At 62.2% G+C, this 25,886-nt stretch carries 33 protein-coding genes and 1 tRNA gene; 17 read left to right on the top strand and 17 right to left on the bottom strand.

Annotated elements, in window-relative coordinates:
• Positions 1–23: 23 nt before the first annotated feature.
• Positions 24–863, bottom strand: a complete 840-nt coding sequence (gene galU, locus BM382_RS01545; RefSeq protein ID WP_011061681.1) for a UTP--glucose-1-phosphate uridylyltransferase GalU — start codon at positions 861–863, stop codon at positions 24–26.
• Positions 864–1,328: 465 nt separating this feature from the next.
• Between galU and BM382_RS01540 the strand changes: the two genes are divergently transcribed.
• Positions 1,329–1,610 (top strand): hypothetical protein, encoded by a 282-nt coding sequence (locus tag BM382_RS01540; protein WP_011061682.1) that lies wholly within the window; start codon positions 1,329–1,331, stop codon positions 1,608–1,610.
• A gap of 14 nt (positions 1,611–1,624) precedes the next feature.
• Here the strand turns inward: BM382_RS01540 and BM382_RS01535 are convergent, their stop codons facing one another.
• The 4 genes from BM382_RS01535 to BM382_RS01520 all read right to left on the bottom strand — a co-directional run bounded on the left by BM382_RS01535 (position 1,625) and on the right by BM382_RS01520 (position 4,140).
• Positions 1,625–1,855, bottom strand: a complete 231-nt coding sequence (locus BM382_RS01535; RefSeq protein ID WP_011061683.1) for a hypothetical protein — start codon at positions 1,853–1,855, stop codon at positions 1,625–1,627.
• Between the two features lie 69 nt (positions 1,856–1,924).
• A complete protein-coding gene (locus BM382_RS01530) occupies positions 1,925–2,845 on the bottom strand; it encodes a c-type cytochrome (protein WP_011061684.1) in 921 nt (306 codons plus the stop codon).
• Positions 2,842–3,492 carry a c-type cytochrome gene (locus BM382_RS01525; RefSeq protein WP_019094161.1) on the bottom strand — a complete coding sequence of 217 codons (651 nt, stop codon included), beginning with the start codon at positions 3,490–3,492 and terminating at the stop codon, positions 2,842–2,844. Before BM382_RS01525 ends, BM382_RS01530 begins: the two co-directional genes overlap by 4 nt.
• Positions 3,493–3,789: 297 nt before the next feature.
• On the bottom strand, positions 3,790–4,140 hold the full coding sequence (locus BM382_RS01520; protein ID WP_011061686.1) for a hypothetical protein: 351 nt from the start codon (positions 4,138–4,140) through the stop codon (positions 3,790–3,792).
• A gap of 211 nt (positions 4,141–4,351) precedes the next feature.
• Here BM382_RS01520 and BM382_RS01515 point away from each other — a divergent pair, with 211 nt between their 5' ends.
• The 5 genes from BM382_RS01515 (at position 4,352) to ada (ending at position 7,515) form a co-directional block, all read left to right on the top strand.
• On the top strand, positions 4,352–4,654 hold the full coding sequence (locus BM382_RS01515; RefSeq protein WP_011061687.1) for a DUF1883 domain-containing protein: 303 nt from the start codon (positions 4,352–4,354) through the stop codon (positions 4,652–4,654).
• A gap of 29 nt (positions 4,655–4,683) precedes the next feature.
• Entirely contained in the window at positions 4,684–4,854 is a 171-nt protein-coding gene (locus BM382_RS31815; RefSeq protein WP_011061688.1) for a hypothetical protein, read from the top strand.
• A 103-nt stretch (positions 4,855–4,957) separates the two neighbouring features.
• On the top strand, positions 4,958–5,674 hold the full coding sequence (locus BM382_RS01505) for a 2OG-Fe(II) oxygenase (RefSeq protein ID WP_011061689.1): 717 nt from the start codon (positions 4,958–4,960) through the stop codon (positions 5,672–5,674).
• Positions 5,664–6,344: a DNA oxidative demethylase AlkB gene (gene alkB / locus BM382_RS01500; protein ID WP_019094160.1), complete on the top strand. Its 681-nt coding sequence runs from the start codon at positions 5,664–5,666 to the stop codon at positions 6,342–6,344. Before BM382_RS01505 ends, alkB begins: the two co-directional genes overlap by 11 nt.
• An 85-nt stretch (positions 6,345–6,429) precedes the next feature.
• The gene (gene ada, locus BM382_RS01495; RefSeq protein WP_019094159.1) at positions 6,430–7,515 is read left to right on the top strand and encodes a bifunctional DNA-binding transcriptional regulator/O6-methylguanine-DNA methyltransferase Ada; all 1,086 of its coding nucleotides are present in this window, start codon (positions 6,430–6,432) and stop codon (positions 7,513–7,515) included.
• Here ada and BM382_RS01490 read toward each other — a convergent pair.
• Positions 7,467–7,955, bottom strand: a complete 489-nt coding sequence (locus BM382_RS01490; protein WP_072441577.1) for a GyrI-like domain-containing protein — start codon at positions 7,953–7,955, stop codon at positions 7,467–7,469. The two genes, ada and BM382_RS01490, sit on opposite strands and share 49 nt — an antisense overlap.
• Before the next feature lie 214 nt (positions 7,956–8,169).
• Between BM382_RS01490 and BM382_RS01485 the strand changes: the two genes are divergently transcribed.
• From BM382_RS01485 to BM382_RS01455, 7 genes are all read left to right on the top strand, one after another.
• Complete coding sequence (locus BM382_RS01485) at positions 8,170–9,234, top strand: NAD(P)H-dependent flavin oxidoreductase (RefSeq protein WP_015635893.1); 1,065 nt, start codon at positions 8,170–8,172, stop codon at positions 9,232–9,234.
• A gap of 174 nt (positions 9,235–9,408) precedes the next feature.
• Positions 9,409–10,176 (top strand): molybdate ABC transporter substrate-binding protein, encoded by a 768-nt coding sequence (modA, locus tag BM382_RS01480; RefSeq protein ID WP_011061694.1) that lies wholly within the window; start codon positions 9,409–9,411, stop codon positions 10,174–10,176.
• Positions 10,177–10,857 carry a molybdate ABC transporter permease subunit gene (gene modB / locus BM382_RS01475; protein ID WP_015635894.1) on the top strand — a complete coding sequence of 227 codons (681 nt, stop codon included), beginning with the start codon at positions 10,177–10,179 and terminating at the stop codon, positions 10,855–10,857.
• 4 nt (positions 10,858–10,861) lie between these two features.
• Positions 10,862–11,944 (top strand): molybdenum ABC transporter ATP-binding protein, encoded by a 1,083-nt coding sequence (gene modC / locus BM382_RS01470; protein ID WP_065364218.1) that lies wholly within the window; start codon positions 10,862–10,864, stop codon positions 11,942–11,944.
• 80 nt (positions 11,945–12,024) lie between these two features.
• Entirely contained in the window at positions 12,025–13,062 is a 1,038-nt protein-coding gene (locus tag BM382_RS01465) for a DNA topoisomerase IB (RefSeq protein ID WP_072441573.1), read from the top strand.
• A 178-nt stretch (positions 13,063–13,240) separates the two neighbouring features.
• A complete protein-coding gene (locus BM382_RS01460) occupies positions 13,241–14,881 on the top strand; it encodes an ABC-F family ATP-binding cassette domain-containing protein (RefSeq protein ID WP_072441569.1) in 1,641 nt (546 codons plus the stop codon).
• Between the two features lie 88 nt (positions 14,882–14,969).
• On the top strand, positions 14,970–15,362 hold the full coding sequence (locus BM382_RS01455; RefSeq protein ID WP_019094154.1) for a VOC family protein: 393 nt from the start codon (positions 14,970–14,972) through the stop codon (positions 15,360–15,362).
• A gap of 20 nt (positions 15,363–15,382) precedes the next feature.
• On the opposite strand, the gene BM382_RS01450 is transcribed toward BM382_RS01455, so the two are convergent.
• Positions 15,383–15,703, bottom strand: coding sequence for a YbjQ family protein (locus BM382_RS01450; protein WP_011061700.1), 321 nt, complete (start codon positions 15,701–15,703; stop codon positions 15,383–15,385).
• Between the two features lie 123 nt (positions 15,704–15,826).
• Positions 15,827–15,985 carry a hypothetical protein gene (locus BM382_RS31810; RefSeq protein ID WP_011061701.1) on the bottom strand — a complete coding sequence of 53 codons (159 nt, stop codon included), beginning with the start codon at positions 15,983–15,985 and terminating at the stop codon, positions 15,827–15,829.
• 179 nt (positions 15,986–16,164) lie between these two features.
• Between BM382_RS31810 and BM382_RS01445 the strand changes: the two genes are divergently transcribed.
• Positions 16,165–16,449 (top strand): hypothetical protein, encoded by a 285-nt coding sequence (locus tag BM382_RS01445; RefSeq protein ID WP_065364221.1) that lies wholly within the window; start codon positions 16,165–16,167, stop codon positions 16,447–16,449.
• 193 nt (positions 16,450–16,642) lie between these two features.
• Here the strand turns inward: BM382_RS01445 and BM382_RS01440 are convergent, their stop codons facing one another.
• On the bottom strand, positions 16,643–17,029 hold the full coding sequence (locus BM382_RS01440; RefSeq protein WP_019094152.1) for an MliC family protein: 387 nt from the start codon (positions 17,027–17,029) through the stop codon (positions 16,643–16,645).
• A 269-nt stretch (positions 17,030–17,298) separates the two neighbouring features.
• On the opposite strand from BM382_RS01440, the gene BM382_RS01435 reads away from it, so the two are divergent.
• On the top strand, positions 17,299–17,973 hold the full coding sequence (locus BM382_RS01435) for a polysaccharide lyase family 7 protein (protein WP_072441566.1): 675 nt from the start codon (positions 17,299–17,301) through the stop codon (positions 17,971–17,973).
• A 60-nt stretch (positions 17,974–18,033) separates the two neighbouring features.
• On the opposite strand, the gene BM382_RS01430 is transcribed toward BM382_RS01435, so the two are convergent.
• Positions 18,034–18,633, bottom strand: a complete 600-nt coding sequence (locus BM382_RS01430; RefSeq protein WP_072441564.1) for a GNAT family N-acetyltransferase — start codon at positions 18,631–18,633, stop codon at positions 18,034–18,036.
• Positions 18,634–18,850: 217 nt separating this feature from the next.
• Between BM382_RS01430 and BM382_RS01425 the strand changes: the two genes are divergently transcribed.
• Entirely contained in the window at positions 18,851–19,798 is a 948-nt protein-coding gene (locus BM382_RS01425; RefSeq protein WP_072441561.1) for a hypothetical protein, read from the top strand.
• Between the two features lie 71 nt (positions 19,799–19,869).
• On the opposite strand, the gene BM382_RS01420 is transcribed toward BM382_RS01425, so the two are convergent.
• The 6 genes from BM382_RS01420 to BM382_RS01395 form a co-directional block, all read right to left on the bottom strand.
• On the bottom strand, positions 19,870–20,253 hold the full coding sequence (locus BM382_RS01420; RefSeq protein WP_072441558.1) for a c-type cytochrome: 384 nt from the start codon (positions 20,251–20,253) through the stop codon (positions 19,870–19,872).
• Between the two features lie 484 nt (positions 20,254–20,737).
• Positions 20,738–21,058, bottom strand: coding sequence for a hypothetical protein (locus BM382_RS01415; protein ID WP_072441556.1), 321 nt, complete (start codon positions 21,056–21,058; stop codon positions 20,738–20,740).
• Between the two features lie 265 nt (positions 21,059–21,323).
• The gene (locus tag BM382_RS01410; protein WP_072441552.1) at positions 21,324–21,956 is read right to left on the bottom strand and encodes a hypothetical protein; all 633 of its coding nucleotides are present in this window, start codon (positions 21,954–21,956) and stop codon (positions 21,324–21,326) included.
• Between the two features lie 634 nt (positions 21,957–22,590).
• Positions 22,591–22,677: transfer RNA gene (locus tag BM382_RS01405), tRNA-Leu, on the bottom strand.
• A gap of 356 nt (positions 22,678–23,033) precedes the next feature.
• Positions 23,034–23,234 (bottom strand): hypothetical protein, encoded by a 201-nt coding sequence (locus BM382_RS01400; protein WP_015635906.1) that lies wholly within the window; start codon positions 23,232–23,234, stop codon positions 23,034–23,036.
• Positions 23,235–23,502: 268 nt separating this feature from the next.
• Complete coding sequence (locus BM382_RS01395; RefSeq protein ID WP_015635907.1) at positions 23,503–23,766, bottom strand: DUF1652 domain-containing protein; 264 nt, start codon at positions 23,764–23,766, stop codon at positions 23,503–23,505.
• A gap of 352 nt (positions 23,767–24,118) precedes the next feature.
• Here BM382_RS01395 and BM382_RS01390 point away from each other — a divergent pair, with 352 nt between their 5' ends.
• A complete protein-coding gene (locus tag BM382_RS01390) occupies positions 24,119–24,607 on the top strand; it encodes a P-loop nucleotide/nucleoside kinase family protein (protein ID WP_011061709.1) in 489 nt (162 codons plus the stop codon).
• A 607-nt stretch (positions 24,608–25,214) separates the two neighbouring features.
• On the opposite strand, the gene BM382_RS01385 is transcribed toward BM382_RS01390, so the two are convergent.
• The gene (locus BM382_RS01385; protein ID WP_011061710.1) at positions 25,215–25,823 is read right to left on the bottom strand and encodes an NAD(P)H-dependent oxidoreductase; all 609 of its coding nucleotides are present in this window, start codon (positions 25,821–25,823) and stop codon (positions 25,215–25,217) included.
• Positions 25,824–25,886 lie beyond the last annotated feature (63 nt).

The raw sequence follows: 25,886 nt of genomic DNA, 5'->3' as shown, positions 1-25,886 counted from the left end.
CCGAAAAACCCGTGCAGCGGCTATCAGTAAGCCTTGCCGGTCTTGTAGAAGTTCTCGAAGCAGAAGTTGGTTGCGTCGATGTAGCCTTCGGCACCACCGCAGTCGAAACGCTTGCCCTTGAACTTGTAGGCCATCACGCAACCGTTCTGCGCCTGCTTCATCAGGGCGTCGGTGATCTGGATCTCGCCACCCTTGCCCGGCTCGGTCTGCTCGATCAGGTCAAAGATGTCCGGAGTCAGGATGTAACGACCGATGATCGCCAGGTTCGACGGTGCGTCTTCCGGCTTTGGCTTCTCGACCATGCTGTGAACGCGGTAGATGTCGTCACGGATCATCTCGCCAGCAATCACGCCGTACTTGTTGGTTTCCTGCGGATCGACTTCCTGGATGGCCACGATCGAGCAGCGGAACTGCTTGTACAGCTTGACCATCTGGGTCAGTACGCCGTCGCCTTCGAGGTTGACGCACAGGTCGTCCGCCAGTACCACGGCGAAGGGTTCGTCACCGATCAGCGGGCGGCCAGTCAGAATGGCGTGGCCCAGGCCTTTCATTTCGGTCTGGCGAGTGTAGGAGAACGAGCACTCGTCCAGCAGCTTGCGGATACCGACCAGGTATTTCTCCTTGTCGGTGCCCTTGATCTGGTTTTCCAGCTCGTAACTGATGTCGAAGTGGTCTTCGAGGGCGCGCTTGCCGCGGCCGGTCACGATGGAGATTTCATTCAATCCGGCATCCAGCGCTTCTTCAACGCCGTACTGGATCAGTGGCTTGTTCACCACCGGCAGCATTTCTTTAGGCATGGCTTTAGTCGCTGGCAGGAAGCGAGTACCGTAACCGGCTGCTGGGAACAAGCATTTCTTGATCATATGAGTCCTTAAAAAGGCTGTGTGTACGAGTTTCGGCGCAGTCTAATGAGGGCGCGAGCGCCTTACAATGCCCCGCGCTGGCTAACCGCTGCCATCATAGAGAAATAAAGTGCCAGATAGTTCCGCAGCATCCTCCAGATAGCCTGCCAGGTAAACCTCCATCACCGCACAGCGCTTGTAAACCGGCACCTGCACAGGGTTGCCGGAATGCCCCAGGCATCGACCAGGTACACCCTCGACTCAACGGCCAAGGCGGGCCATCCGGACTCCATGATGGCACCGTTTTCGCCCTGGCGATGTTCACCCGCAGGCACCACAACCCCCTCACCCAGAGGGGCTGCGGCACTTTTGCAGGCCCGCGGAGGACTAAGGTGACGTGCTGTACCGAAATGGCCATTAGCTATAGCATCGCCACTGGCATGCACGGCCACTTCACCCCCTCCCCCTCAGATGACGAAATCCCCCATGAACAGACTTTTCACTGTCACCGCAGTACTGGCCCTGAGTGGATGTGCCACCGCCTCCAATACCTACCTGGCCAATGGCGAACAAGGCCTGAGCATCGATTGCTCTGGCGAGGCCAGCTCCTGGGCCAGCTGTTACGAGAAAGCCGAGGCGTCCTGCGCCGGCACCGGCTATCGGATCGTCAGCACTGTCGGCACACCCGCCACCAAGGAAAGCGACAAGACCCTCGGCGTCGATGTTGGCAACTATAAGAGCCGCAGCGTGGTGGTGGTCTGCAAGTAGAAGGCGCACGCCCTCTACATATGAATTTCGGCGAACTTGATGCCCAGGCCACGAATGGTTTCGATCAGGTCGTCGAGACGGCAGAAAGACTCCACCTCGTCGCTGTCGTCCACCAGAAAATAGCTGCGCCCGGCGCTCTTCTTGAAAAACACAATCCATTCCCCTGAATTGGCCGGGTTCTGGATCACGTGGGTGGCAGAGATCAAGCCCTCTGCATGCTTTGCCCTGACATCTTCCCGCTTCATGCTTTCTCCCAAAAAATCGATGCCGCCCAGGCGTGAGCCCGGGCGGCACCGGCAACAATGGGCGCTAGTTTATCGGATGCCCTGGCCTATCAGCACGCCTTCTACCGTCTGACCGTACAAATTCACCCCGTCATTGGCGTGGAACTTGACCCGGGTCTTCTCGATGGAACCCTCCACCAGGCGCGGGTCCTGCGGCCGCTCGTGGCTGTTGACGAACGCCGCCACGTCCCAGGCCTGCTGATCGCTCAGGCTGCCGCCCTTGCCCAGAGGCATGTTGTGCTTGATGAAGGACGCCGCAGTATTGATCCGGTGCATCCCTGCACCCCAGTTGTAGGAATCCTTGCCCCAGAGTGGCGGCATCACGTAATCCGCACCGGCCTTCTGGCCCTGGCCGTTGTCACCGTGGCAAACCGCACACTGCGCCTGATACACCGCCGCACCCTGCTTGAGGTCGTAGCCTTTGGCGGGCTGCGCCACATCGGGATACCCGCGCCCGGGCAGCTCGACGCCCAGCGGCGCCTTGCTCGCCAGCCAGTAGGCATACACCGACAGCGCGGTAATCTGCGGACTGTCCGCCGCCGGCGGCTTGCCACCGTTCATGCTGAACTGAAAACAGCCTTGCAGGCGCTCGGCAAAGGTATTCACCTTGTCGTTCTTCTTGCGATAGGCCGGGTACATCGGGTACGCGCCCCACAGTGGCGCCGAGTTGGCCAGGCGCCCCTGATCAAGGTGGCAATTGCTGCAATTGAGGCCGTTGCCAACGAACTGCGGCGCCAGGCGCTTGGTATCGACGAACAGGGCGTAGCCTTCGCGTACCAGCTTGCCGTAGGCGTTGTCCGGCAGCTCGCTTTCAGCCGGCGGCTTGAAGTACTCGACATGGGCGGAAGCGCTCGGCGCCGGGATCTGCGACTGGTCCTCCATGGCGATGGTGGCCGCCTGGACCTGGATCGCGAGCAGGCTCAGCAGCGCCCCTGGAATCAATAGTTTCATGGGCGCGCCTCCTGGGAGTTCAAGGTTGCAAAGTAGTCCGCCACGGCAGCCACTTCTTCGGCGCTCAGGGATTTGGCGATGTGCCCCATCAGGTCATTGGGGTCGTTGTGGCGGGTACCTTCACGCCAGGCGTTGAGCTGTGCCACCAGGTAGCTGGCAGGCTGCCCGGCCAGGGGTGGGAAGGCGGTACCGACGCCCACGCCACCCGGTCCGTGGCAACTGACGCACTCGGGCACTTGCCGTTCCCAGGCACCACGCAGGGCCAGGCGCTCACCGACACTGGTGGCCACCTGGCTACGGCTGACAGGAGCCAGCTTGGGCGCAGGCATGGCGGCCAGGGTCGTGGTGACCGCGGTGATTTCCTCCTCACTCAAGGCCTTGGCCAGCGGTTGCATCACAGGGCTGGTGCGGGCGCCGCTGCGAAAGTCGTGCAACTGCTTGCCCAGATATCCCGCTGGCAACCCGGCAAGGCGTGGAAACCCGGCCGGAGCCAGGCCCATGCCATCGGCGCCATGGCAGGCCAGGCAAGCCGTCGCCCCCGGCTGGGCGCCTCCCTGGGTAAAGACTTTCTGCCCCTCCACGGCATGGGCAGTTTGAACCAACAGCAGCATCAGGCCACTCAATAGCATTCGATCCAGTGGGATCATATGGACTCCATTATTCTAGTTATATGCTTAGACCTGCATGGCATAAGCACACAAATAGTAGGTCAATTGATCCACCGGGACAACGCGAAATTGCCCCGCGCCTATCGAATACCGAACAGCAAAACAAGGTTTTACCAGGCGAAAAAAAGCGGCTAATCGCCGCAGTGCAACAAGGCTTCTGCCCACGCAAAAGCGGCCCCGGGCCGCGCTTGGCGGCGCTACCCGGGGCCTGGGGCAAAGTCTGGAGAAGGGATGCAAGCGGGTAACCGGGGCCGGTCACCCGCAGGGAGCAACGGCTTAGCCGGAGATACAGTCTTCACCCGCCTTGCGCACATCCTGAGGGCGCAAGGGGTTGTTGCTCATCTGCTCGTGCAGCTTGATGCTGCTGCCACCGGAACGCGCCTCAATGTAGAACACTGCAGCCGGGGCCGGCGACAGGCTCTGGGGCACTAGTACCCGAAAGCCGTCCTTGTGCGGCTCGACCTGCAGCGCGCCGCGGCTGCCGGAGAGCTTGTCGGCCAGGCACTTGGCGTATTCCTGAGGCTTCTTGCCGGAAATCACGCTCAGGGTTGGCGGTGTCTGGTTGATGTCCGAGACGCTTGCGCAACCGCCGATGGCCAAGACCAGAACCCACACCCAGCGCTTCATATAAAAATCTCCAATAAAGTCCCTCCGACAGCAAAGGCGCCGTTTTTCTCCGGAGGCACGGCTTTATCGCCGATAAAAATCCAAATAACTGTTTTAAATTGTCAAAGCTCGACGCCGGGGCCGAATAATACTCCTTTGGGCCTGATAAACTGCGCCACCGCCCACGCAAACGTTTTTTGCTTTTGTAGCTATAGCCCTTCTGGAGGCGCCCATGAAATTCATCCACCAGCGCGAGCACCTGAACGAAGACGATATCGTCGTCATCGAATGCTCCCAGGTCTGTAACATTCGCCTGATGAGCGACGCCAACTTCCGCAGTTTCAAGAACGGCGGCCGTCATACCTATCACGGCGGCGCCTTCGACAAGTTCCCGGCAAAGATCACCGCCCCCAGCACTGGCTTCTGGAACATCACCATCGACACCGTCAACCGTCGGCCCATCAGCGTGACCCGCAAGCCGAACCTGACGCATTCGATCCGCATCATTCGCCGCTCCAGCTCGAAACTGCGCTAAGCCCTCCCCTCGCGACAACAGGTAGCCCCGTGCCCCAGACCACCAAGTACGTCATCAAATACAAGCTCAACGGTGAGCGCCGCTTCGAATTCGCCCAGCTGCAGACCGGCTCCGAGGAAGAAGCCCGGGCCGCCCTCGAGGCGCTGCATGGCCAGTCCGACGATGTCATCAGCGACGTCAGCGCCAGCAAGGCCTTGTAGAGCGCCGCTGCGCACCACCGATTCAAGCGCAAGCAACGGAGTGTTCCGCGGCCAACCGTGCCGCAGACTGGCCGGGTTCCCTACCGCCCAGGACACTCCCGCCATGCCCGCCCCCTCGCTACACGATCGCCTGCAACAACTGGATTGGGCCCGCATCGAGCAGGCCCTCGACCAGGACGGCTGCGCCCGCCTCGAAGGCCTGTTGACCCCAGCGCAATGCCAGGCCCTGAGCCGGCTTTACCAGAGCCCCGAGTTGTTTCGCTCGAAAGTAATCATGGCCCGCCATGGCTTTGGCCGTGGCCAGTACCAGTATTTTGGCTATCCGCTGCCGGAGCCCGTGGCGCAATTGCGCCAGTTGCTCTACCCGCGCCTGGTGGACCAGGCCAACCGCTGGAACCGCCTGATGAACATCGACGTCCAATACCCGATGCAACACGCCGCCTTCATCCAGCGCTGCCACGACGCCGGGCAGATGCGCCCGACGCCCTTGCTGCTGCAATACGGCCCCGGGGACTACAACTGCCTGCACCAGGATCTGTACGGCGAGCACGTATTCCCCTTGCAAGTGGCCTTCCTGTTGTCGCAGCCGGGAAGCGACTTCAGCGGCGGTGAACTGGTGCTCACCGAACAGCGCCCACGCATGCAATCGCGGCCGCAGGTCATTGGTCTGAAGCAGGGTGATGGGCTGGTTTTCGCCGTGCATCATCGCCCGGTAGCCGGAGCGCGCGGGCACTATCGGGTGACCTTGCGCCACGGTGTCAGCCGCGTTCACAGTGGCCAGCGCCATACCCTTGGAGTGATTTTTCACGATGCACTGTAATGATGACGGCCCAGCCACCCTCGGGCTGTTCAGTGACAGCGACCTGCAGCAGCCTGCCCGCGTCGAGGTCCTGGGCCCAGAGTCCCGGGTCTTGCGCGGCTTCGCCCTGCCCTGGGTCGAAGCGCTGCTGCCGCAACTCGATGCCGTGCTCGCCGCCGCACCCTTTCGCCAGATGCAGACGCCCGGCGGCTTCACCATGTCGGTGGGCCTCAGCAGTTGCGGGCAACTGGGCTGGACCACCGACCGCAGCGGCTACCGCTACAGCCCCATCGACCCGCAAAGCCAGCGCCCCTGGCCAGCACTGCCCAAGGTATTCCAGGAGCTGGCCGAAGCCGCGGCCGAGGCGGCCGGCTTTCCCGGGTTCGCCCCGGACTCCTGCCTGATCAACTGCTACCGGCCGGGGGCAAAGATGTCACTGCATCAGGACAAGAACGAGCGCGACTACTCGGCCCCTATCGTGTCCCTGTCCCTGGGCCTGCCGGCGATCTTTCTCTTCGGCGGCCGGCAGCGCAGCGACAAGAGCCAGCGGGTCGCGCTGCTGCATGGCGACGTGGTGGTCTGGGGCGGCGTCGACCGCCTGCGCTATCACGGAGTGCTGGCCCTGAAGGACGGCCACCACCCGCTGTTGGGCCAGCAACGGATCAACCTGACCTTGCGCCGGGCCGGCTGACGTTGAGAATTCAAGCGCAAGGCCCGGAGTGCCGAACGGCCCCAGCTTGGTTAATCTGGCCGCCACCGCTTACCGAGTACCGACCATGACCGCCTTGTCGCGCAAGCACCGCATCGAACAGGACCCCCGCTGGCAAGCCGTGCTCAAGCGCGATGCCAGCGCCGACGCCAGCTTTGTCTACGCCGTGCGCACCACCGGCGTCTATTGCCGCCCCAGCAGCCTGTCGCGCTTGCCCAAGGCCGAGAATGTCGAATTCTTCGACAGCGCCGAGCAAGCCGAAGCCGCCGGCTACCGCCCGAGCAAGCGCCTGGCCAGTGACCAGACCCAGGTCGCGGCGCACCATGCCACGCTGGTGGCGCTGGCCTGCCGGCAGATCGAGGGCGCCGAAACACCGCCCAGCCTGGGCCAGCTGGCGCAGCAGGCCGGCATGAGCAGCTATCACTTTCACCGAGTGTTCAAGGCCGCCACCGGGCTGACCCCCCGGGCCTATGCCAACGCGCAACGCTCACGCAAGGTACGCTCCCACCTGGAACGCGGCCAGTCGGTCACCGAAGCCCTGTATGACGCCGGCTTCAACTCCAACAGCCGTTTCTACGAAGCGGCCGACCAGTTGCTGGGCATGACGCCCAGCGACTACCGCGCCGGCGGCCCCAACACCGATATCCGCTTCGCCCTCGGCCAGTGTTCCCTGGGGGCAATACTGGTGGCGCAAAGCGCGCGCGGTGTGTGTGCGATTCTCCTGGGGGATGAACCCGACCCGCTGCTGGAGCAACTGCAGGACAAGTTCCCCCGGGCCAACCTGATCGGTGCCGACCGCGATTTCGAGCGCCTGGTCGCCCAGGTAGTGGGGTTTATCGAGGCCCCGGCCATTGGCCTGGACCTGCCCCTGGATCTGCAGGGCACGGTGTTCCAGGAGCGGGTATGGCAGGCCCTGAGGAGCATTCCTCTGGGCAGCACCGCCAGCTACGCCGAAATTGCCCAGCGCATTGGCGCGCCCAAGTCCATGCGCGCCGTGGCCCAGGCCTGCGCGGCCAACAGCCTGGCGGTGGCCATTCCCTGCCACCGGGTGGTACGCAGCGACGGCAGCCTTTCAGGCTACCGCTGGGGTGTGGAACGCAAGCGTCAGTTGCTGGAGCGCGAAGCGGCCTGCGAGGCCTCGATGCCGATGTAGATCGCCACCGAATCGGCACTGGTGTAGACCTCGAAATCCGTGGCGAAGGCGCGCCGGACCTGGGGGTTGTCCTGGAAGTAGGCCCAGATCAGCCCCCAGGTCTGGATCACGCAATCGGGCATAGCGCCCTTGGCACTGAACACCAGGTAGTCCCCGCCCTGGACAGCCACGCTCGGGTAGTCGGCGCAGGCACCTTCCAGCGCCACGCCGGCGGTCACGTCGAAGTGCCCGCTGGCATCGGACTCGTAGTTGGAATAGACGCCATAGACGAACGAATCAGCCTGGCGAGGGCTGATCTTGTCGAACAGCCCCTCGACATAGAAGCGCTGCCACATCGGCCCGATCCGTGCGCTGTCGGCCCGTTGCTCGGCGGCGTTGAGGGTCCTTACTTGCAGGCCTGCAACGCTGAACGGCAGTACTTCACGCAGTTTTACATCCATGGCCAGCCTTCCTTGAGGGGTGCGATGAGGAAAAATATCCGCCGCAGTCTAGCGCCGGATCGACGCCGCCAACAGCCGTCGGCAGCGGCCGCCGTATCGGTTGCAAAGGCCTGGAATCGAGCCCCGTGGAAAAGTCAGCTGGCCTCGGGGCGCCATCTCCTGATAAAAACCACGGGCTGCATCGTCTAAACCTGCCGACGGAGAATTCCCGCAAATGAGCCAATGGACTGATCGCCGCCTCTTAGACCTGCTGGGTATCGCCCTGCCCATCATCCAAGCGCCCATGGCCGGCCCCTCCGGCTCCGCCATGGTGATCGGCGCCTCCCGGGCCGGTGCTCTGGGCTCCCTGCCCTGCGCCATGCTCGACGCCGGGCAGATCCGTCAGGAAGTGCAGGTGATTCGCTCAGCCACGCAGAACCCGTTGAACCTGAACTTCTTCTGCCACCAGGTGCAGCCCGTCGATGCCGAACACGAGCAACGCTGGAAGAACGCCCTGGAGCCCTACTATCGCGAGCTGGGCGCCGACTTCGATGCTCCGACCCCGGTCAGCAACCGCGCGCCCTTCGATGAGAGCACCTGCCAACTGGTGGAAGAGTTGCGCCCTGAAGTCGTGAGTTTCCACTTCGGCCTTCCAGAGCCTTCGTTGCTGGCCCGGGTCAAGGCCACCGGAGCCAAGGTGCTGTCCTCGGCCAGCACCGTCGATGAAGCGCTCTGGCTGGAGGAGCGCGGCTGCGACGCAATCATCGCCATGGGCTACGAAGCCGGCGGCCACCGGGCAATCTTCCTCGGCGACGATCTCAACAGCCAGGTCGGCACCATGGCCCTGGTGCCGCAGATCGTCGACGCGGTGCAACTGCCGGTGATTGCCGCCGGCGGCATCGGCGATGCCCGGGGCATCGTCGCGGCGCTGGCCCTGGGAGCCTCGGCGGTGCAACTGGGCACCGCTTACCTGTTCACCCCGGAAGCCAAGGTCAGCGCCGCCCACCACCATGCCCTGCGCCACGCCAAGGAAAGCGAAACCGCGTTAACCAACCTGTTCACCGGGCGCCCGGCCCGGGGCATCGTCAACCGCGTCATGCGCGAAATCGGCCCCATCAGCCCGTTGGCGCCGGCCTTCCCCCGGGCCGGCGGCGCCTTGATGCCGCTGCGTGCCAAGGACGAGGCGGACTTCGCCAACCTCTGGTCCGGCCAGGCCCTGCGCCTGGGGGTGGAACTGCCCGCCTACGAACTGACCCTGCGCCTGGCCGAACAAACCCTGGCACAACTGCGCAGACGCTGATTCACTAGAGCCGCGATCCACATCGCGGCCCGGGCCACAAGCGCTGGCAACAGAGTTCCGTTCATCGACAAATCGCTATATATTCCGCTATATAGCGATTCCCCCTCGCCTTGGTGCAGGCCCCTTCCAATAACTCACTGCCCAACGCATCCGCCCCCCCAATGGAGCTGTTTGATGAACCTTCGCGCCTCAGGTTTTGCCCCGACTTGCCTCGCCGCCCTGCTCGCTGTCTTCGCCCTGGGTTCGGCCCAGGCCGATGAAGTTCAGGTCGCGGTGGCCGCCAACTTCACCGCACCGATCCAGGCGATTGCCGCCGACTTCGAGAAAGACACCGGGCACAAACTGGTGGCCGCCTACGGCGCTACCGGACAGTTCTATACCCAGATCAAGAACGGCGCGCCTTTTGAAGTCTTCCTCTCGGCCGACGACAGCACCCCGCAAAAGCTCGAAAGCGAAGGCGACATCGTCAAGGGCTCGCGCTTCACCTACGCCATCGGCACCCTGGCCCTGTGGTCGGCCAAGGACGGCTACGTCGACGCCAAGGGCCAGGTGCTCAAGGACAACCAGTACCAGCATCTGTCCATCGCCAACCCGAAAGCCGCGCCTTACGGCCTGGCCGCAACCCAGGTACTGGCCAAGCTGGGCCTGACCGACAAGGTCAAGGACAAGATCGTCGAAGGCCAGAACATCACCCAGGCCTATCAGTTCGTTTCCACCGGCAATGCCGAGCTGGGCTTCGTCGCCCTGTCGCAGATCTACAAGGACGGCAAGGTCACCAGCGGTTCGGCCTGGATCGTCCCGGCCCAGATGCATGACCCGATCAAGCAGGACGCGGTCATCCTCAACAAGGGCAAGGACAACCCGGCCGCCAAGGCACTGGTGGACTACCTCAAGGGGCCAAAAGCTGCCGCGGTGATCAAGTCCTACGGCTACCAACTGTAAATGAGCCTGTCGAGTGCCGATTTTTCCGCCATCTGGCTGACCCTCAAGCTGGCGTCCCTGACCACGCTGATCCTGCTGGTGGTCGGCACTCCGATAGCCCTGTGGCTGTCGCGCACCCGCTCCTGGCTGCGGGGGCCGATCGGTGCCGTGGTGGCTCTGCCCCTGGTGCTGCCACCGACGGTGATAGGTTTCTACCTGTTGCTGGCCCTGGGGCCCAACGGTTTCTTCGGCCAGTTCACCCAGTCCCTGGGGCTGGGCACCCTGACGTTCAGTTTTGCCGGCCTGGTGCTGGGCTCGGTGATCTACTCCATGCCCTTCGTGGTACAGCCGTTGCAAAATGCCTTTTCTGCCATTGGCAGCCGTCCCCTGGAAGTGGCCGCAACCCTGCGCGCCAACCCCTGGGACACCTTTTTCACGGTGATCCTGCCCCTGGCGCGGCCAGGCTTCATCACCGCCTCGATCCTCGGCTTTGCCCACACCGTCGGCGAGTTCGGCGTGGTGCTGATGATCGGCGGCAACATTCCCAACAAGACCCGGGTGGTCTCGGTGCAGATCTACGATCACGTCGAGGCCATGGAATACGCCCAGGCCCACTGGCTGGCCGGGGCCATGCTGGTGTTCTCGTTCCTGGTGCTGCTGGCGCTGTACTCCAGCCGCAAGACCAAAGCCGGCTGGAGCTGAGCCGATGAGCATTCACGTCAAGCTGCACCTGGGCTACCAGGACTTCGCCCTGGATCTCGACCTGCAACTGCCAGGGCGCGGGGTAACAGCCTTGTATGGACATTCGGGCTCGGGCAAGACCACCTGCCTGCGCTGCATCGCCGGCCTGGAAAAAGCCGGCCGCGGGCGCATCCAGATCAACGACGAAGTCTGGCAGGACAGCCAGCGCAAGCTGTTCGTCCCGCCCCACAAGCGCTCCCTGGGCTATGTGTTCCAGGAGGCCAGCCTGTTCGCCCACCTGTCCGTGCAAGCCAACCTGGAATTCGGCCTGCGGCGCATCGCCAAGGCACAACGCCGGGTGGACATGGCCCAGGCCACTGAACTGCTGGGCATCGGCCACCTGCTGCAGCGCCACCCGCAGCACCTTTCCGGCGGCGAGCGCCAGCGCATCGGCATTGCCCGGGCGCTGCTCACCAGCCCGCGGCTGCTGCTGATGGACGAGCCCCTGGCGGCCCTGGATTCGAAACGCAAAAGCGAGATCCTGCCCTACCTGGAACGCTTGCACGACGAACTGGATATCCCGGTGCTGTACGTCAGCCACTCCCAGGATGAAGTGGCGCGCCTGGCCGACCATATCGTCCTGCTCAGCGATGGCCGGGCCCTGGCCAGCGGCCCCGTGGGCGAGACCCTGGCGCGCCTGGACCTGCCCCTGGCCCTGGGTGACGACGCGGGCGTGGTGGTGGAAGGCCGGGTCAGCCATTACGACCCGGACTACCAGTTGCTGACCCTGCAACTGCCCGGCAGCCAGCTGACTATCCGCGTGGCCCACGAGCCTCTGGCACTGGGCAAGGCCTTGCGGTTCAAGGTCCAGGCCCGGGACGTCAGCCTGAGCCTGCAGGACAGCGAGCACAGCAGCATCCTCAACCGCCTGCCGGTAACGGTGCGCGACGAAATCCCCGCGGACAACACCGCCCATGTGCTGGTGCGTCTGGACGTGGCGGGCAGCCCGTTGCTGGCGCGCATCACCCGCTTCTCCCGGGACCAGTTGAGCCTGCACCCCGGGCAGCAACTCTGGGCACAGATCAAGGCAGTGGCCGTCCTGGCGTAACCCGCAGAGAAAATCGGCACCCTTGGCCGAGGCCGCGGTCCATGGTCTACCGGCCCGCACTTTGCCCAGGACCTGCCGCCATGCCCGACGCTTGCGATACTCCCGCCCTCCCCGCCGACCTGCACTACACCGACGACCGCCAGCCGGGCATCCGGCGGCGCAAGCTGCGGGGCAAGTTCGTCTACTACGACGCCCAGGGCCAGCGCCTCACCCAGGCCGCCGAGGTACAGCGGATCAACGCCCTGGCGATTCCCCCGGCCTACGCTGAGGTGTGGATCTGCCCCGACCCCAAGGGCCATCTGCAGGCCACCGGCCGCGACGCAAGGGGCCGCAAGCAGTACCGCTACCACCCGCGTTGGCGCGAAGTGCGCGACGGTGACAAGTACGCTCGCCTGCTGGCGTTCGGCAACGCCTTGCCCAAGCTGCGCCGGCAGTTGCAGGCGCAATTGGCGGTGCCCGGCTTCAGCCGGGAAAAGGTCATGGCCACCTTGATCCTGCTGCTGGATGAAACCCTGATCCGCGTCGGCAACAGCCAGTATGCCCGGGACAATCGCTCCTACGGCCTGACCACGTTGCGCAACCGCCATGTACAGGTCAGCGGCAGCGCCATCCACTTCCAGTTCCGTGGCAAGAGCGGGGTCGAGCACCAGATCACCGTCAAGGACCCGCGCCTGGCACGGGTGGTCAAGCGCTGCCTGGAGTTGCCTGGGCAGCAGCTGTTCCAGTACCTGGACGAAGACGGTCAACGGCACCACGTCAGCTCGTCGGACATCAACGCCTGCCTGCAGCAACTGACCGGAGCCGACTTCACCGCCAAGGACTACCGCACCTGGGCCGGCAGCGTCCTGGCCCTGGAGCGGTTGCGCCAGCAGCCTTGGGAGCCCCAGGCCGAGGCGAAGAAACACATAGTGGCAACGGTCAAGGAAGTGGCCCGGGAACTGGGTAACACTCCGGCGGTGTGCCGCAAGTGCTACATCCATCCGGCGCTGCTGGAGCGCTTCGTCCTCGGTGAGTTGGCGCAGTTGCCCAAGGCCCGGGCCCGCCAGGGCCTGAAGGCCGAGGAAGCGGGCCTGGCGAACTTTCTGCGGCGCCTGGCAAAGGAGGCCCAACCGGGCTGACGACGGCCACCTTCGAATTTGCGTACTTGTCAGCCAGAGAATTCTGAGGTTAGGCTACGCACCTTCTTTCCCGTCCAAGGACGATTGCCGACGTGAACAACTAAGCCTTCCAAAAATGTATCCGCGATGAGCACTGCTAGCGCTCATTGGCCTGTTGCCACATTTTCCGGAGGTGCTGATGACTCACGTCACCCGGCTGCCCGCACTGGTTTCCCTGAACCAGCTGACCTATCAATTCGCCAATGGCGAAACCCTGCTTGATGCCCTGAACCTGAGTTTCGATCGCCTGCCCACGGCCATCGTCGGGCGCAATGGCGTGGGCAAGTCCCTGCTGCTGCGCCTGATCGCCGGCGACCTGCAACCCTCCTCCGGGAGCATCAGCCACACTGCCAGCGTGGCCTATGTGCCCCAGGACCCGCAGGTACAGCCGGGGCAGAGCGTGGCCCAGGTCGCCGGCCTCGCCGAGACGCTGGGCGCCCTGGAGCGCCTGGCCGACGGCAGCGCCAGCCTGGAAGACCTGCACCTGGTGGATGATCGCTGGGACCTGGCCCAGCGCCTGCGCCTGGCCCTGGATGAAGCCGGCCTGGAGCACGTGGAACCGCAGGGCCCGGCGGACGTCCTCAGCGGCGGCCAACTGGCCCGGGTGGTGCTGATCGGCGCCCTGCTGGGCAACGCCGACCTGCTGCTGCTCGACGAGCCCAGCAATCACCTGGACCGCCACGGCCGGCGCTGGCTGACGGAACAACTGCAAGGCTGGCGTGGCGGGCTGATCCTGGTCAGCCATGACCGCCAGTTGCTCATGCAGGTGCAACGCATCGTCGAACTCGGCCCCCAGGGCGCCCAGGTCTATGGCGGCAACTATGCGCTGTACCAGGCGCAGCGCCAGGCCCACAGCGAGGCGGCGCAGGCGGCGCTGGACCATGCGCGTACCCAGCGCAGCCGCGAGCACAAGCGCCTGCAACGGGAACACGACACCATCCAGCGCCACGCCGCGGCCTCGCGCCGGCACGCCAAGACCGCCAATGTCTCAGGCTTCGAACGGGCCAAGCTGCTCGGCGCCGCGCGGGACATCATGGGCCAGGTACGCCACGCCCATCAGGGGCACAAGAGCGAGCTCGACGAGCAGGTGCGCGACGCCTTTGCCCGGGTCGGCGCGCAGTCACCGACCTTGCTCACTCTGCCCGCCACCACCTTGCAGGCCGGACAGCCGGTATTCAGTCTGCTGCAGGCGCAACTGCCCTGGCTGGACCCGCAAGCCCCGGCCAGCCGCCTCACCTGCAACGTCGTCGGCCCTGCGCGCATCGCCCTGGTCGGCCCCAATGGCTGCGGCAAGTCCACCTTGCTGAAACTGCTGGCCGGCCAGTTGCAGCCACTGAGCGGCGAATGCCGAGTGGCGGTAGCCAGTGCCTATCTGGATCAGCATCTGGCGCAACTCGATCCTGCACACTCACTGCTCGAACAACTGGGCAACGCCGCCACGCCCCTGGAGGAAAGCGCCTTGCGTACCCGCCTGGCACGCCTGCAACTGGATGCCCGGCGGGTGCTGCAACCCTGCGCGCAACTGAGCGGCGGCGAGCGCCTGAAAGCCGCCCTGGCCCTGGCCCTGTGGGGCGGCAACCCAGCCCAACTGCTGTTGCTCGACGAACCCACCAACCACCTGGACCTGGAATCGGTGCAGGCCTTCGAATGCGCCCTGCGGGACTTTCCCGGGGCCCTGATGGTGGCCTCCCACGATCAGGCCTTTCTCCAGGCCCTGGCGCCGACCCATGAGCTGCAATGCTCGGCCCTGGGCTGGCACCTGAGGGAGCAGCAGCCATGAAACAGCGGCTTACAACGACGGGCCCTGCGCAGCCGCAGGCCCGTGCTAGATTCGCCGCCTCACAATCCATGGACAGGAGCGTCACGCCATGCAGTTCGGATACACCATCATCTACGTACCCGAAGTCGAAGGTTCCTTGCGCTTTTTCGAGCAGGCCTTTGGTTTCAAGCGGCGGTTTCTCCACGAATCCGGCACCTATGGCGAGCTGGAAACCGGCAGCACTACCCTGGCCTTCGCCGACCATGACCTGGCAGAAATGAATTTCCCGGCCGGCCATGTGGCGGCTCACTCCTCGCCCAGGCCCCTGGGCATGGAACTGGGGCTGGTCACCGCAGACGTGCAGGCGGCCCATGCCCGGGCCCTGGAGCACGGTGCCCGGGAACTGGCGCCCCCCACAAGCAAGCCCTGGGGGCAGACGGTGTCCTATGTGCGCTGCCCGGACGGCACTTTAGTGGAGCTGTGCACCCCGGTCGCGCCCTGAACGCCCGGAGGAGTTGAACGCTACTTGAGCCTGACGGCGGTGCCGGTGGCGAAGACCACTACCATGCCACCGCGCCCTGCCGGCATGCTGATCTCAAAATCCACGCCGACCACCGCATCGGCGTTGCACTGCCGGGCGCGCTCCTTGATTTCATTGGTGGCCTGTATCCGCGCTTCCTTCAGGGCGCGCTCCAGGGTCTGGGAGCGGCCGCCGAAAAAGTCGCGCATGCCGGCGAACAGGTCACGGACCACGTTGATGCCGTGGACCGATTCGGCGCTGACGATGTCCAGGTAGCTGGCAATTTCCCGGCCTTCGATATGGGCGGTGGTGGTGACAATCATGTGTTTCTCCCTTGAACGGACCACTCGCCCCGGCGCTTCGGGGCGGCAAAACCGGGGATGGTAACAGAGCCCGCCCAAGGCTTTGCCACAAACGACAGCCCCGCTCTGGAGCGGGGCTGTGGGTCACGGTTTCAAGGGACGTTCTTCATCCAGTTCCGACAGGCTTTTGCCATCATCCGGATGCTTCCAGGTCTGCGGAGGCGGCTCCTTGTGTTCAACCTCGTAGGGTGCCGTCTCATCGCTGCGTTCCTGCTCGTAAGGGCGTTGCTGTTGCGTTGCCATGCCCACCTCTCTTCCTGAAGGGATTTTTCACTCGCCTTAGCAGGTTAGAACAGATCTGCCGGGGGCTCGGGGTTTGCCGACAAAACAACGAACGTCGCCTGTGCCCTGCGGTCGTAAAAGAATGGAGACGCATCGAACACACGACGCGTGCTCCGTACTCACTCCGAAGGAGAAACGCGATGGTTACTCACTTCAAGGTCGCCGGGCATCTGGCCTGCGGTCATCATGGCACCCAACTGGCCTCCACCGGCGAACTGAACCGGGTCAAATGCCGCAGTTGCCGAAACACCGAGATCTACAAGGAGGCCCGACGCAACCAGCGCAATGCCGCTCGTCGGGCTGCACGCAAGGCCAAGGCCAGCCATGGCGGCCAACTCTGGCGTAACGCCTGGACCGAACGCCTGACCGCCCTGCCGGGCCTGCAGCGTCTGCCACGGGGCTTTCACGGCCAGCCCTTCGTCTGAAACCGAAGCACGCCAGCGTGCCGGCCGAGTACGGGACTGGGCAAGGCCGGCCCCCTGAGGCGCAAGATGAAACTTCTTTCACCCAGCGGCGAAAAAGCGCTGTGTATAGTCGCCTCGCTCATTCAAGCAACTACGTTCGCCCGCACTCCCCGCGGGCTTTTTTTTGCCCGCGGGAAAGTGCGTTGGCGGTTTTTCAGTCCTGCTCGAGTTCCTTGCAGTCCTTGAGCAGGGTTTGCTCCGTGGCGGTGTGGTCCGCCTCCAGGAACGAGAGCACCCCCATCTTGCCCTTGGTGTGCCAGCGGAAGCTGTTCTGCTCGTCGTCCGCCACGTACAGGGCGCCGGAAGCGGAACGCGCGATGTGCATGGGGATCAACTGGTCCTTGTAATACAGCGTGGCAAACGAGGAGCCGTTGTCGATGTTCAGGTAGGCGGCGTCGATGCGCACCTGCCCTTCACACTGGTAGCGTGCTACCTGGCTCTGGTAGGCCGGCTCGGCGGTAGTGGTCTGGGCAGCCTGTGCCAAGAGCGCCTGGCTTGAAGCCAGAACCGCGGCGCAGAGCATTGCAGGATGAGTTTTCATGGTGTTCCCCCAGTCGTTCAAAGATGCCCAATGGGACTGGCAGGGGCGTTTTTAGTTCAGGCTGATCAAGCCCCTCGGACCACGGTGCGGCAAAGCTCGAGATAGAACTGCGGGTCGGTGAGGAACGGGGTCGACAGTCACATCGGCACCGCGGTCTAGCGGCTCCGGGGGCGCTCCGGGAAACAGCTCCCGCTGATGCCGCGGCCCCGCAGCCGCGAGCATCGCCCTGGACGCTGGCCCACCGACCGCCCCGACAAGGAAACCTCCACATGCCGGTAGACATCAGCACACTCGACATCGCCACCCCACTGCCCACCTCGGCCAGCAACCCGCTGGCACTGGAGCTCAACGGCAACCTCGCCCTGGCCCAATGCCCGAGCGTGATCTCGCGCCTGGCAGATGGCTCGATACAACTGTGCGCGCCGACCCGGGGCGCGGCGAGCAAAAGCACCCATCGAACCCGCTGCGAGTGGAAGGAATCCCGCTACTGGGCCCTGAGCAGCGCCGCCGATCATTGGAGCCGCCAGCAGATGACCCTGACCAAGGTCAACTCGGCGCAGAAAGTGGTGGTTGCGCAAATGCATGTACGCGATGACGTGAATCCGGCCGTCAAGGTGTTCTGGGACAAGGGCACCCTGACCTATGCCCTGCGCCAGAGCTTCAACGGCGCCGACCCCAGGCCGCTACTGCTGCTCGGCGGCGTCCCGCTCGACGCGCTGTTCCAGCTCAGCATCCACTGCACCTACGCTGGGCTGATCACCATCGGCGCCAGTTGCAATGGTCAGCAAGCCAGCTCTCCCCCGCACGCCCTGGACTCGACCTGGAATGGCCAGGTATTCGACTTTCATGGCGGGATCTACAACCAGATCGATTTCACCCCCAGCACTCCGGCGGAGGATGGCTCGGCCTGCATCATCAGCCAGCTGTCGCTCAGCCACGCCTAGCACCTGGCTGGGGGGGGTGCCTTGCGGTAGTCACGCCGTCCGGGTGCTCCTGGCACCTTGTCAGGAAGGTACCTGCTCCTCGCTGCGATCACGGGGCATCAGGGCCAGGTAGTCGGCCAGCGCATCCCCGGCCAGGGGCTTGATCATGATCCGCACCTGGTGCTGCAAGCGCCCCAGCTCGATCCCGTCACGGGTACGCACCTGGGCATAACCGCAGGCATTCCAGAAGCCCTGTGCCCGGGCATTGTCCTGGACCACGCTCAAGCGCAGCCAGCGTGCGCCCTCGCCCGCAGCCCAGGCCTCCAGCTCAGCGTGCAACTGCCGGACAAGGGAGCTGCCGTGACAGGGGGTAGCCAGCATGAACAGGCCTATGTGCCAGACCCCTTGTGCCAACAGGTCGCTGACAATGCTGACGAACGCCAGCAGGCGCCCTTCACTGTCGAAGTAACCGATTTTCCACTTGTGGGTGTAGGACCAGCCCGCTGGCAGTGCATCATCGATCTCGTCGCGCGCCTCGTCCGGCTGCGGCGCTGCACCGTGGACGATATGGAAATACTCCGGGTTCTCGACAAAGAAACGCTGCAACAGCGCTGCGTCATCCAGGGTGATTTCCCTGGGCGCGAGCCCGGTTGCTGATGACGGCAGTAGCCTTGATTGCATGCTGTGGAGCCCCTGGAAAACACTAGGCCGGCAGGTCGGCGACGGATCCTAGCGTCCGGTCAGGCCCTGACGACAGAGTTTATTTGTTGGAAAAATGTGTACCGCCCAGCGCTCGCTTCACAGCGGGCCGCCCTCGCCGCTTTGTTATGATCGGCCCTCACCATGCCCAGCGTTTATCCAGCAGGCCCGCGCCTGCGTTACCCGCGGAATCCAGCCCATGTCCAATCCCTTGTCTTCCCCTGGCTACCAGCGGCTGCTGGCCCTGCAGCAACGCATCCATGAGTTCACTCGGGAGCAGGCCGCCGAGCACGACGACACCGGCGAAGACCCCGCCGGCCCATTGTGGGCCAGCGACTACAACTACCTGGCCCTGGCGCCGATGCGTGACGGCCTGCATCTGGAGTACTACGGCGAGCTATGGGACGAGCCCTTTGCCTGGACCTTGGAATGCCTGGCAGAGCAGAGCGTGGCGGACACCCTCAGCTCGCTGCTGTTTTCCGGTGCCGATGAAGGCGCGAACGGTACCCGCGAGTGGGAGTTCAGCCCCTTGCTGGACAGTGCGGTGCAATTTCCCCGCCTCAGGTCATTGGCGATTCGCCCCACCGAACCTCAGGACCATAACGTTTCGTTGATCCAGAAGGCCGGCACCATCATGGAAGAGGCCGGTGAAATCGCCCGCTGGGTAGCAAAGACCCCGTACCTCAGCGAACTGACCCTGCCCAATGCCCCCAACGCGGACTTCTTCCAGGTCGACCTGCCACACCTTGCGCAACTGCGTATCGGCGCCCATTTCGACACCCAGGGTTTTATCGACAACCTCGCAGGCTCCAGCAACCTGCCGCGGTTGAGCAGCCTGGATTTCAGCGAATCCAGCGCACTTCAGCAAAGCTGGGCAAAAGACCGCGAGGAGCACGCCATCACGTCTTTTGCCAGCTATGAAAGATTGTTTGCCAGCCACGCGTGCGACCCATTGCGGGCGCTGCGCTTGCGCAATACCTGCCTGAGCCTGGAACAACTCGAAGCCCTGCAGCGCCAGCGACCCAAACTGCCGATCATGGTGATCCAGGCCACCACTAGCGGTTACGTGAAGAATTTCGCCCGGCAGGTATTTCCCTGGCAGCACCTGGTGCAGCCCGACCCGGGCAGCGATGAGCCTCAAGGCTAAAGCCAAGATTGATTGGCCACCGTCTCGGAGCAAGTGGCTCTTGGAACGCTATGCCAGCGCATATGAAGAACTCATCGAGTCTTTGAAATCACGTCACTCATGTATTGATTCAAATCGCGAAAATCCTTAACGCTCCAAGCATGCGGGGGCACCTTCACACCGTTCTCCCGCAAAGTTCTGGGAATCAAGTCTCCATTGGGGCGCAGTATTACCGACGACACAATCACACCCGGATACTCATTGAGTCGCTTTTTGAAAGCAGGGGTCGTCAGATCGGGTGTAGGAGGATTGCTCTTATTGGCCAGCGGCCCAGTTCCCTTGATATCGGCGCCGTGACACATGGCACATCGTTGCACATAGAGACTCTTGCCATTGGTATTGTCCGCAAAGGAAAGCGTTGCTTGAATCAGCATGAGCCCTCCCAGCAAAGCGATGAACAATGCGTTTATTTTCATTTTTGCATCTGGCCTTATTGTAGAAATCAAATCCCGGAGGCAGCACAGCAACGCTCTGACTCACATCTGAAACGAGAGTCTTAGTCAGCAATAAACATGTGTTTGCCAGAGGTGAACTTCAGCTCAAACGCAGTTCCGCATTTCCTATGCACCCGCGGGGTCGGAAAACACCCCAAAAAAACTGTGTATGCAACCAGCGTTATGTGTCCGGTGCTCTATCTCTCCTGTCCAGAAGGATCCAGATCCGTGCCAGGAAGAACAGCCTCCCCCATCGCACACGCCGATGCATGGGTTGAAGCGTCCCGCAGGCGAATACATCCGTTAAGTACTACTGGGGGCTTCTCGGAGGTAGTCCTCCATACGCTTAAACCGCTCCGCCAACCTTGATCTCGGCACCTTCGAGCGGGCACTCCCCAACAGCAGACCGCACCAGCCCTGGCCATAAGGGCTGGAGGGGTAATGGAACCGTAAATGCGCTGTAGGATTACTGCAGGAGGTTAGGCTGGGTGGGAATCAGGTCCTGAATTTGAGCACAAGAGTAGGTGTTGGAGTAGTCATGGAAACGTGGCTTTATTTCGGCGCCATAGGTCACGCACTGGAACGCCGACGAACCTTTTTGCAAGATCAGAAAGTGCACCAGGCCGACTCGTGCTGGCGCCTGGTAGGCCGCCTTGACTTCATAGCCGCTACGCAGCAACTCGCTCACCGGAGTGGTGTCGCCCGCCAGGGAGAATGGGCTAGCGCCTACGAGGCCCAGCAGGGAGATGCTCAGGGAGATTTTTGCAATACGCTTGGTGATTGGCATGAATCCGTCGTCCATGAATGGAAAATGCCAAGTTACCTAAATTCAGCAACCCCGTCACGATCCCGGCCCGATCGAATTGCAGAATTTGGCGACCTGTGGAGCAGTTTGAACAGGCCAGCCCCGGATGCGATCAGCATCCTATGAAGCATGCCAATTGGCGCTCGTCCCGGCCGGTGCAGGCCGTTCGAGAATCCGTTTGAAACACCCCGGCCAGTCGAGCGCAGAGCCGCCTCACCTCGATAGTGGCTGGAGAGACGTGCTTCGTTCATTTATCCAGATTCAATGGTTCCTGCATCCGGTCCCCTATCATTCCCCGCAACCACGCAGCATGAAACTCCATCTCCTCCAGAGAAGTGCCCTCGGCCAATCGATATACGAACTCCTTGCCCCTCGGCCCCTGGCACACGACACTAAAATGGCCATCGCGGTCATAACTGGCGAGCACGTAAGGGCAGATACAAATGATGTCGCTAAATGGCACTTGCACTTCGGCGGGCTTGCGAGCGCGACGGGTGACCGTGAGAGTAAGCAGTTGCTGGTTTTCGTCGAACGTGAAGGCCAGCACTCTAGATGCAGAAAAAATCCACGCGAAGACCAGCCCCATGAGCACAACAGACCCACACAGGAGCTGGATGAACGACGACGTTGTGAGGCTAGACCCATCGCCGCTCGGTTCACCTGGCATCGCTTCGAACCCGAGTAGGAGCAGTAGCGTCAGCACCAAGCCCGGCAACAACCCAAGCACCACAAAGCAGAAACCCAAAATGGCCGCCCCCGTGCTTCCAATGGTCAGCAAGTCCGGGCCGCGATGCCAAACAGGTGGGTGAACGGCAGGGCTTTCAGCGCTTGACGCAACTAGAGGCGTTGCGATGCGGTGAGGTGGACTTTGACTATCCATCTAGCAGGTTCCAGAGATGTAGCGTAGACGGTACCACTACTGCCAGATAGTTCGGCCTAGAGTTACCAGGCTTTTTTCACCACCTCTACTTGCGAACTTCCCCCAAAGAACCACCGGCAAATACCTGGCGATCAGGGCGCCAACAAATAGACGCACATAGCGGATTCATCGATGCTGAAGGGGCGCAAGCCCTTCTCTGCCGCAAGAGCATGCCAAGTATCCGAGCGCTGAGTTGATTTACCCGCCTACCCGACAACTAGTGACAGTGTGATCTATCACTCAAGATCAAGTTGCCGCCATGCTATCCGGCACACGCTCTTGCTCGCCTGATCAAGTAGTAGGCGATCCCCAAGGCAATGATTGCGGGCCCCACGTTATCGAGCTTTGTAGGACCATCGGCCAAATGTCGCCCGGCCTGCACGAGCATGAGGACAGCACCGACATACAGGATCGCCACCTTAAAACGCTTCCAGCTCATTTAGCCCTCCCGCTTTGGAGATGACCGAACAGTGCACGCGCAATCGCAAGGGCAAGAAGGTCTCACCCACAAAGCGAATTGCGGAGCAGTATTTGAAGTTGCGAATTGATTCAGAGTAAGGCTCACTCAAAAAACCGTGCAAGCCCTTGAAATAGATGGTGCCCGAAGCCGGAATCGAACCGGCACGCCCTTACGAGCGGGGGATTTTAAGTCCCATGCGTCTACCAGTTTCGCCATTCGGGCGGTAGCGCGATAACGCGGCACTGGAACATTCAATCGGCATCAGGCCGTCCAGTGCTTGAAGCAGGGAGTGGAATATATACATCCAGTCCTTGTGAAGCAAGGTCGAAGCCGGCAAAAAAGCCCGGTTCCCGACTCGCTGTCGAGGGTAAAAAAACACGGTAAATCAGAGATCTACAGCGTCATCCCGAGGTTCAACCAGGGGCCGCACGGCCTCTCGCCAATTCCCTCAGCGGCGGCAAGACTAACATGGCGCCATAAGCCAACCAACTGATTTTTAAAGACTTATCCTGAAATGACAGCCTCGGACGAAGCTCCTGCCAGCAATGTCCAGCAAGAGCTTCCTCCCCGGGCAGCCCTCAAGCTTGCGCGGAAAAACTCAAGGAGAGCTTGAGCGCGTCGTCCTTGGCGACCGCCTGCTCGGCCTCCAGATGCGCTGCGAACTCCTGCTCCACCGGCGCCTCGGGACCTTTGACTTGAGCAACCGAGCGGTTGTGTTCCAGTACTTTCGAGAGTTGGGCGTAGCTGTAGTTGGCGGGAGGCGTATTGCCGATGTTCATGAAGACCTTCCTTGAATGGGTAAAGACCAAGCCAGGTGCAGAAAGCCTCGAGCACCGCCCGAGTTGCGCACCCTTGGGTGAAAATGGCGAGGGAGGTTAACAGCTATAACCAGAAAGACGTACATCAAGCGCCTGTGGAGTTCGCCCAGTACAGATGACCTCGCCATCCATGAACCGGTAAAGAGTCATAGATACTGGGCGAACGCTGTAACGCTATGCCCTCGCAATGACATGTTCAACTGTCAGCAATACGCGCCTCCCCGCCCCCTCAGCCGGCGTAGTGGGTGAAGGCCCCGGCAAAGGCTCGGCGCCCTGCCCGCAATTCGGTACGCAGCTCGCCAATCAGATTGGAAATGTCGCGCACGCTGGTGAGCTCGGCAGTGGAGACACCGGTGAGCAGCAAGTCCACCCGGCCCGACTCTGCATCGTAGATCTTGATGGTCAGGGAGCCGTTGGGGTTCAGGGCGCAGGCGCAGGACAGCGGGAGAAAGCCGGACTCCAATATGTGGCAAAGCTCGCTGGTAGAGAGCATGGCTTCTCGCCTGTATGGGGGAGGTGAAGTTCGCCCGTTCAGGATAGGCCTGTATGCGCTTTTGTGTATCAGAAAAAACACAGAGAAATGTTAACTACCCCGCAGTTATCGAATGCCTGCGCAGTGCCTCAGCGCTTCGAAATGATGAAGGCTTGTGCATGACCGGGCTGTTTTTTTTCGTGGCGACTCTGTAGTTTCCACAACATGAACCCGATCCCCCGGCCTGGCCTCGCAGCGATTATTACCCCCTTCATCAGCAAGGTGGGCTAGCGGCCGTCCAGGCTGTCAAGAACCCGCCTCGGAGGCGGGGTTGACCACCACTCTTCTGAGGCAACTACCCCAGGAGAAAACCATGAAGCACTCATCACCCGCCGTACTGCATTTACTGTGCGGCAAGATCGCCTCGGGCAAGTCCACCCTGGCCAGGCAGTTGGCAGAGGCGCATGGCAGCGTCCTGATCTCTGAAGACCAGTGGCTGGCAGGCCTGTATCCGGAGCAGATTCATTCGATCGCCGACTACCTGCTCCACGCCCAGCGCCTGGCAAGTGTGCTGGAACCGCTGGTGATCGCCATGTTGCGCGCTGGAACCTGTGTCGTCCTGGACTTTCCCGCCAATACCGTCGCCCAGCGAACCTGGCTGCGAGCGCTGGCGGACCAGGCCGGCACCCCTCATCAATTGCATGTACTGGATGTGGATGAAGCCCAGTGCAAGGCAAGGCTGCGCGAGCGCAATCGTCTGGGCGATCACCCGTTTGCCGCCAGCGACGAGCAGTTCGAACGGATTAGCCGCTACTTCGTGCCGCCTCAGGAGGAGGAAAGGCTGCACATCGTCCGGCACTAGGCTATCGGCAGTCACGGTCGGGTGAGCCAGGTGCCCGATCGTGAATCCTGTGCATCCAGCCCATGGGAAAAAGCGGCCCGTGACAAATTCCAGGCAAAAAAAAGCCCAAGTAGCTGATGGACACTTGGGGCTAAAAATGCATAAACCGTGGTAGGTGAACGCAGGGCTATAGTAACGGAATCGTACATTCTGTAACAACATATTTTGAGAAAAAAACCACAAATAAAATCACCTAAGTCATTAAATATCCACACTTTTTTTGAGTATTTGGATTTCAGGACAGGTTTCTGGAAGGCCTCTATCAGTGTCGGAGCCGCGAAAAAAAGGTGCCAGCCACGCACCTGCAATGCTTCGTGAAGCATTCAACAAAATAGCGTTGAAAATTCACAGAATCGCAACAGACAGATAACAGCAGCCACCTTAAATTGCCGGCACCCGTCCGAATGGAATGTGCCGGTATGAATGAATTTCTTGATGCCCTGCCCTTGCTGCTCTGCCTGACGACCTTCGCCTGGTGCTGCTGGGGCTAGAACCAGCCCGACCTTCGACCGCGACCACCGCCCGCCCCCCTTCCCGCCCTGCCCCTCTGGATATGCCTGGCAAAGCCTTACACCGGCTCGGCGAGCCTGTGGGCGCTGAACAAGGCCTGCCCGATAGCCCGGGCCCTTTGCAGATTGGCGGCTTGGGCGCCGGACTCCGATTCGTACAGCAACTGCGACGTCAGCACACTGGCCCCGCAGTAATCGAAGATCCCGTGATCAATCTGAGCCTGCATCGCTTCGAGGTAACGGTGACGCTCATAGGTACCGGCATCAGCCCCAGCCACCCCCACCAGATGCACCCGAAGGCGCCCCAGCTTTTTCACCAACCTGGCATCGGCCTGGAAATCAAACGCCCAGCCATTGCTGAACACCCGGTCGATCCACCCCTTGAGCAGCGCTGGCATGGACCACCAGTAGACCGGATAGACCAGTACCAGAGCATCAGCGCGATCGATCCGGGCCTGCTCGGCGAGAACGTCCACAGGAGGGGTGACCTGGGTTCTGTGTACCGCAATATCTGCAGCGCCGAAACGCGGCTCGAAGCCTTCGCTCCAGAGATCGGCAAGCTCGAAGGAGTGCTCCGCAGACTCGGCCAGGCCTTCGGCAATCTGCCGGGCAAGGCTGTGGGTCAGGGACCTGGGGTCGTGATGGGCAAAGACAAGAAGTGCGTGCATGGCGACTACTCCCACAAGCGCATTGCGCTGATTGCAGAGGATTTATATACTTTTAGTAAGTTA

This window comes from Pseudomonas sp. NFPP25 (genome assembly GCF_900116505.1).
Taxonomy (GTDB): Bacteria; Pseudomonadota; Gammaproteobacteria; order Pseudomonadales; family Pseudomonadaceae; genus Aquipseudomonas; species Aquipseudomonas protegens.
The sequence above is the reverse complement of the archived record's forward strand: the minus strand, read 5'-3'. Positions and strand labels throughout refer to the sequence as shown.

What these genes read in the sequence shown, in the direction of transcription:
- galU (WP_011061681.1), bottom strand. Translation starts at nt 863, where the DNA reads ATGATCAAGAAATGCTTGTTCCCAGCAGCCGGTTACGGTACTCGCTTC.
- BM382_RS01540 (WP_011061682.1), top strand. Translation starts at nt 1,329, where the DNA reads ATGAACAGACTTTTCACTGTCACCGCAGTACTGGCCCTGAGTGGATGT.
- BM382_RS01535 (WP_011061683.1), bottom strand. Translation starts at nt 1,855, where the DNA reads ATGAAGCGGGAAGATGTCAGGGCAAAGCATGCAGAGGGCTTGATCTCT.
- BM382_RS01530 (WP_011061684.1), bottom strand. Translation starts at nt 2,845, where the DNA reads ATGAAACTATTGATTCCAGGGGCGCTGCTGAGCCTGCTCGCGATCCAG.
- BM382_RS01525 (WP_019094161.1), bottom strand. Translation starts at nt 3,492, where the DNA reads ATGATCCCACTGGATCGAATGCTATTGAGTGGCCTGATGCTGCTGTTG.
- BM382_RS01520 (WP_011061686.1), bottom strand. Translation starts at nt 4,140, where the DNA reads ATGAAGCGCTGGGTGTGGGTTCTGGTCTTGGCCATCGGCGGTTGCGCA.
- BM382_RS01515 (WP_011061687.1), top strand. Translation starts at nt 4,352, where the DNA reads ATGAAATTCATCCACCAGCGCGAGCACCTGAACGAAGACGATATCGTC.
- BM382_RS01505 (WP_011061689.1), top strand. Translation starts at nt 4,958, where the DNA reads ATGCCCGCCCCCTCGCTACACGATCGCCTGCAACAACTGGATTGGGCC.
- alkB (WP_019094160.1), top strand. Translation starts at nt 5,664, where the DNA reads ATGCACTGTAATGATGACGGCCCAGCCACCCTCGGGCTGTTCAGTGAC.
- ada (WP_019094159.1), top strand. Translation starts at nt 6,430, where the DNA reads ATGACCGCCTTGTCGCGCAAGCACCGCATCGAACAGGACCCCCGCTGG.
- BM382_RS01490 (WP_072441577.1), bottom strand. Translation starts at nt 7,955, where the DNA reads ATGGATGTAAAACTGCGTGAAGTACTGCCGTTCAGCGTTGCAGGCCTG.
- BM382_RS01485 (WP_015635893.1), top strand. Translation starts at nt 8,170, where the DNA reads ATGAGCCAATGGACTGATCGCCGCCTCTTAGACCTGCTGGGTATCGCC.
- modA (WP_011061694.1), top strand. Translation starts at nt 9,409, where the DNA reads ATGAACCTTCGCGCCTCAGGTTTTGCCCCGACTTGCCTCGCCGCCCTG.
- modB (WP_015635894.1), top strand. Translation starts at nt 10,177, where the DNA reads ATGAGCCTGTCGAGTGCCGATTTTTCCGCCATCTGGCTGACCCTCAAG.
- modC (WP_065364218.1), top strand. Translation starts at nt 10,862, where the DNA reads ATGAGCATTCACGTCAAGCTGCACCTGGGCTACCAGGACTTCGCCCTG.
- BM382_RS01465 (WP_072441573.1), top strand. Translation starts at nt 12,025, where the DNA reads ATGCCCGACGCTTGCGATACTCCCGCCCTCCCCGCCGACCTGCACTAC.
- BM382_RS01460 (WP_072441569.1), top strand. Translation starts at nt 13,241, where the DNA reads ATGACTCACGTCACCCGGCTGCCCGCACTGGTTTCCCTGAACCAGCTG.
- BM382_RS01455 (WP_019094154.1), top strand. Translation starts at nt 14,970, where the DNA reads ATGCAGTTCGGATACACCATCATCTACGTACCCGAAGTCGAAGGTTCC.
- BM382_RS01450 (WP_011061700.1), bottom strand. Translation starts at nt 15,703, where the DNA reads ATGATTGTCACCACCACCGCCCATATCGAAGGCCGGGAAATTGCCAGC.
- BM382_RS31810 (WP_011061701.1), bottom strand. Translation starts at nt 15,985, where the DNA reads ATGGCAACGCAACAGCAACGCCCTTACGAGCAGGAACGCAGCGATGAG.
- BM382_RS01445 (WP_065364221.1), top strand. Translation starts at nt 16,165, where the DNA reads ATGGTTACTCACTTCAAGGTCGCCGGGCATCTGGCCTGCGGTCATCAT.
- BM382_RS01440 (WP_019094152.1), bottom strand. Translation starts at nt 17,029, where the DNA reads ATGAAAACTCATCCTGCAATGCTCTGCGCCGCGGTTCTGGCTTCAAGC.
- BM382_RS01435 (WP_072441566.1), top strand. Translation starts at nt 17,299, where the DNA reads ATGCCGGTAGACATCAGCACACTCGACATCGCCACCCCACTGCCCACC.
- BM382_RS01430 (WP_072441564.1), bottom strand. Translation starts at nt 18,633, where the DNA reads ATGCAATCAAGGCTACTGCCGTCATCAGCAACCGGGCTCGCGCCCAGG.
- BM382_RS01425 (WP_072441561.1), top strand. Translation starts at nt 18,851, where the DNA reads ATGTCCAATCCCTTGTCTTCCCCTGGCTACCAGCGGCTGCTGGCCCTG.
- BM382_RS01420 (WP_072441558.1), bottom strand. Translation starts at nt 20,253, where the DNA reads ATGAAAATAAACGCATTGTTCATCGCTTTGCTGGGAGGGCTCATGCTG.
- BM382_RS01415 (WP_072441556.1), bottom strand. Translation starts at nt 21,058, where the DNA reads ATGCCAATCACCAAGCGTATTGCAAAAATCTCCCTGAGCATCTCCCTG.
- BM382_RS01410 (WP_072441552.1), bottom strand. Translation starts at nt 21,956, where the DNA reads ATGGATAGTCAAAGTCCACCTCACCGCATCGCAACGCCTCTAGTTGCG.
- BM382_RS01400 (WP_015635906.1), bottom strand. Translation starts at nt 23,234, where the DNA reads ATGAACATCGGCAATACGCCTCCCGCCAACTACAGCTACGCCCAACTC.
- BM382_RS01395 (WP_015635907.1), bottom strand. Translation starts at nt 23,766, where the DNA reads ATGCTCTCTACCAGCGAGCTTTGCCACATATTGGAGTCCGGCTTTCTC.
- BM382_RS01390 (WP_011061709.1), top strand. Translation starts at nt 24,119, where the DNA reads ATGAAGCACTCATCACCCGCCGTACTGCATTTACTGTGCGGCAAGATC.
- BM382_RS01385 (WP_011061710.1), bottom strand. Translation starts at nt 25,823, where the DNA reads ATGCACGCACTTCTTGTCTTTGCCCATCACGACCCCAGGTCCCTGACC.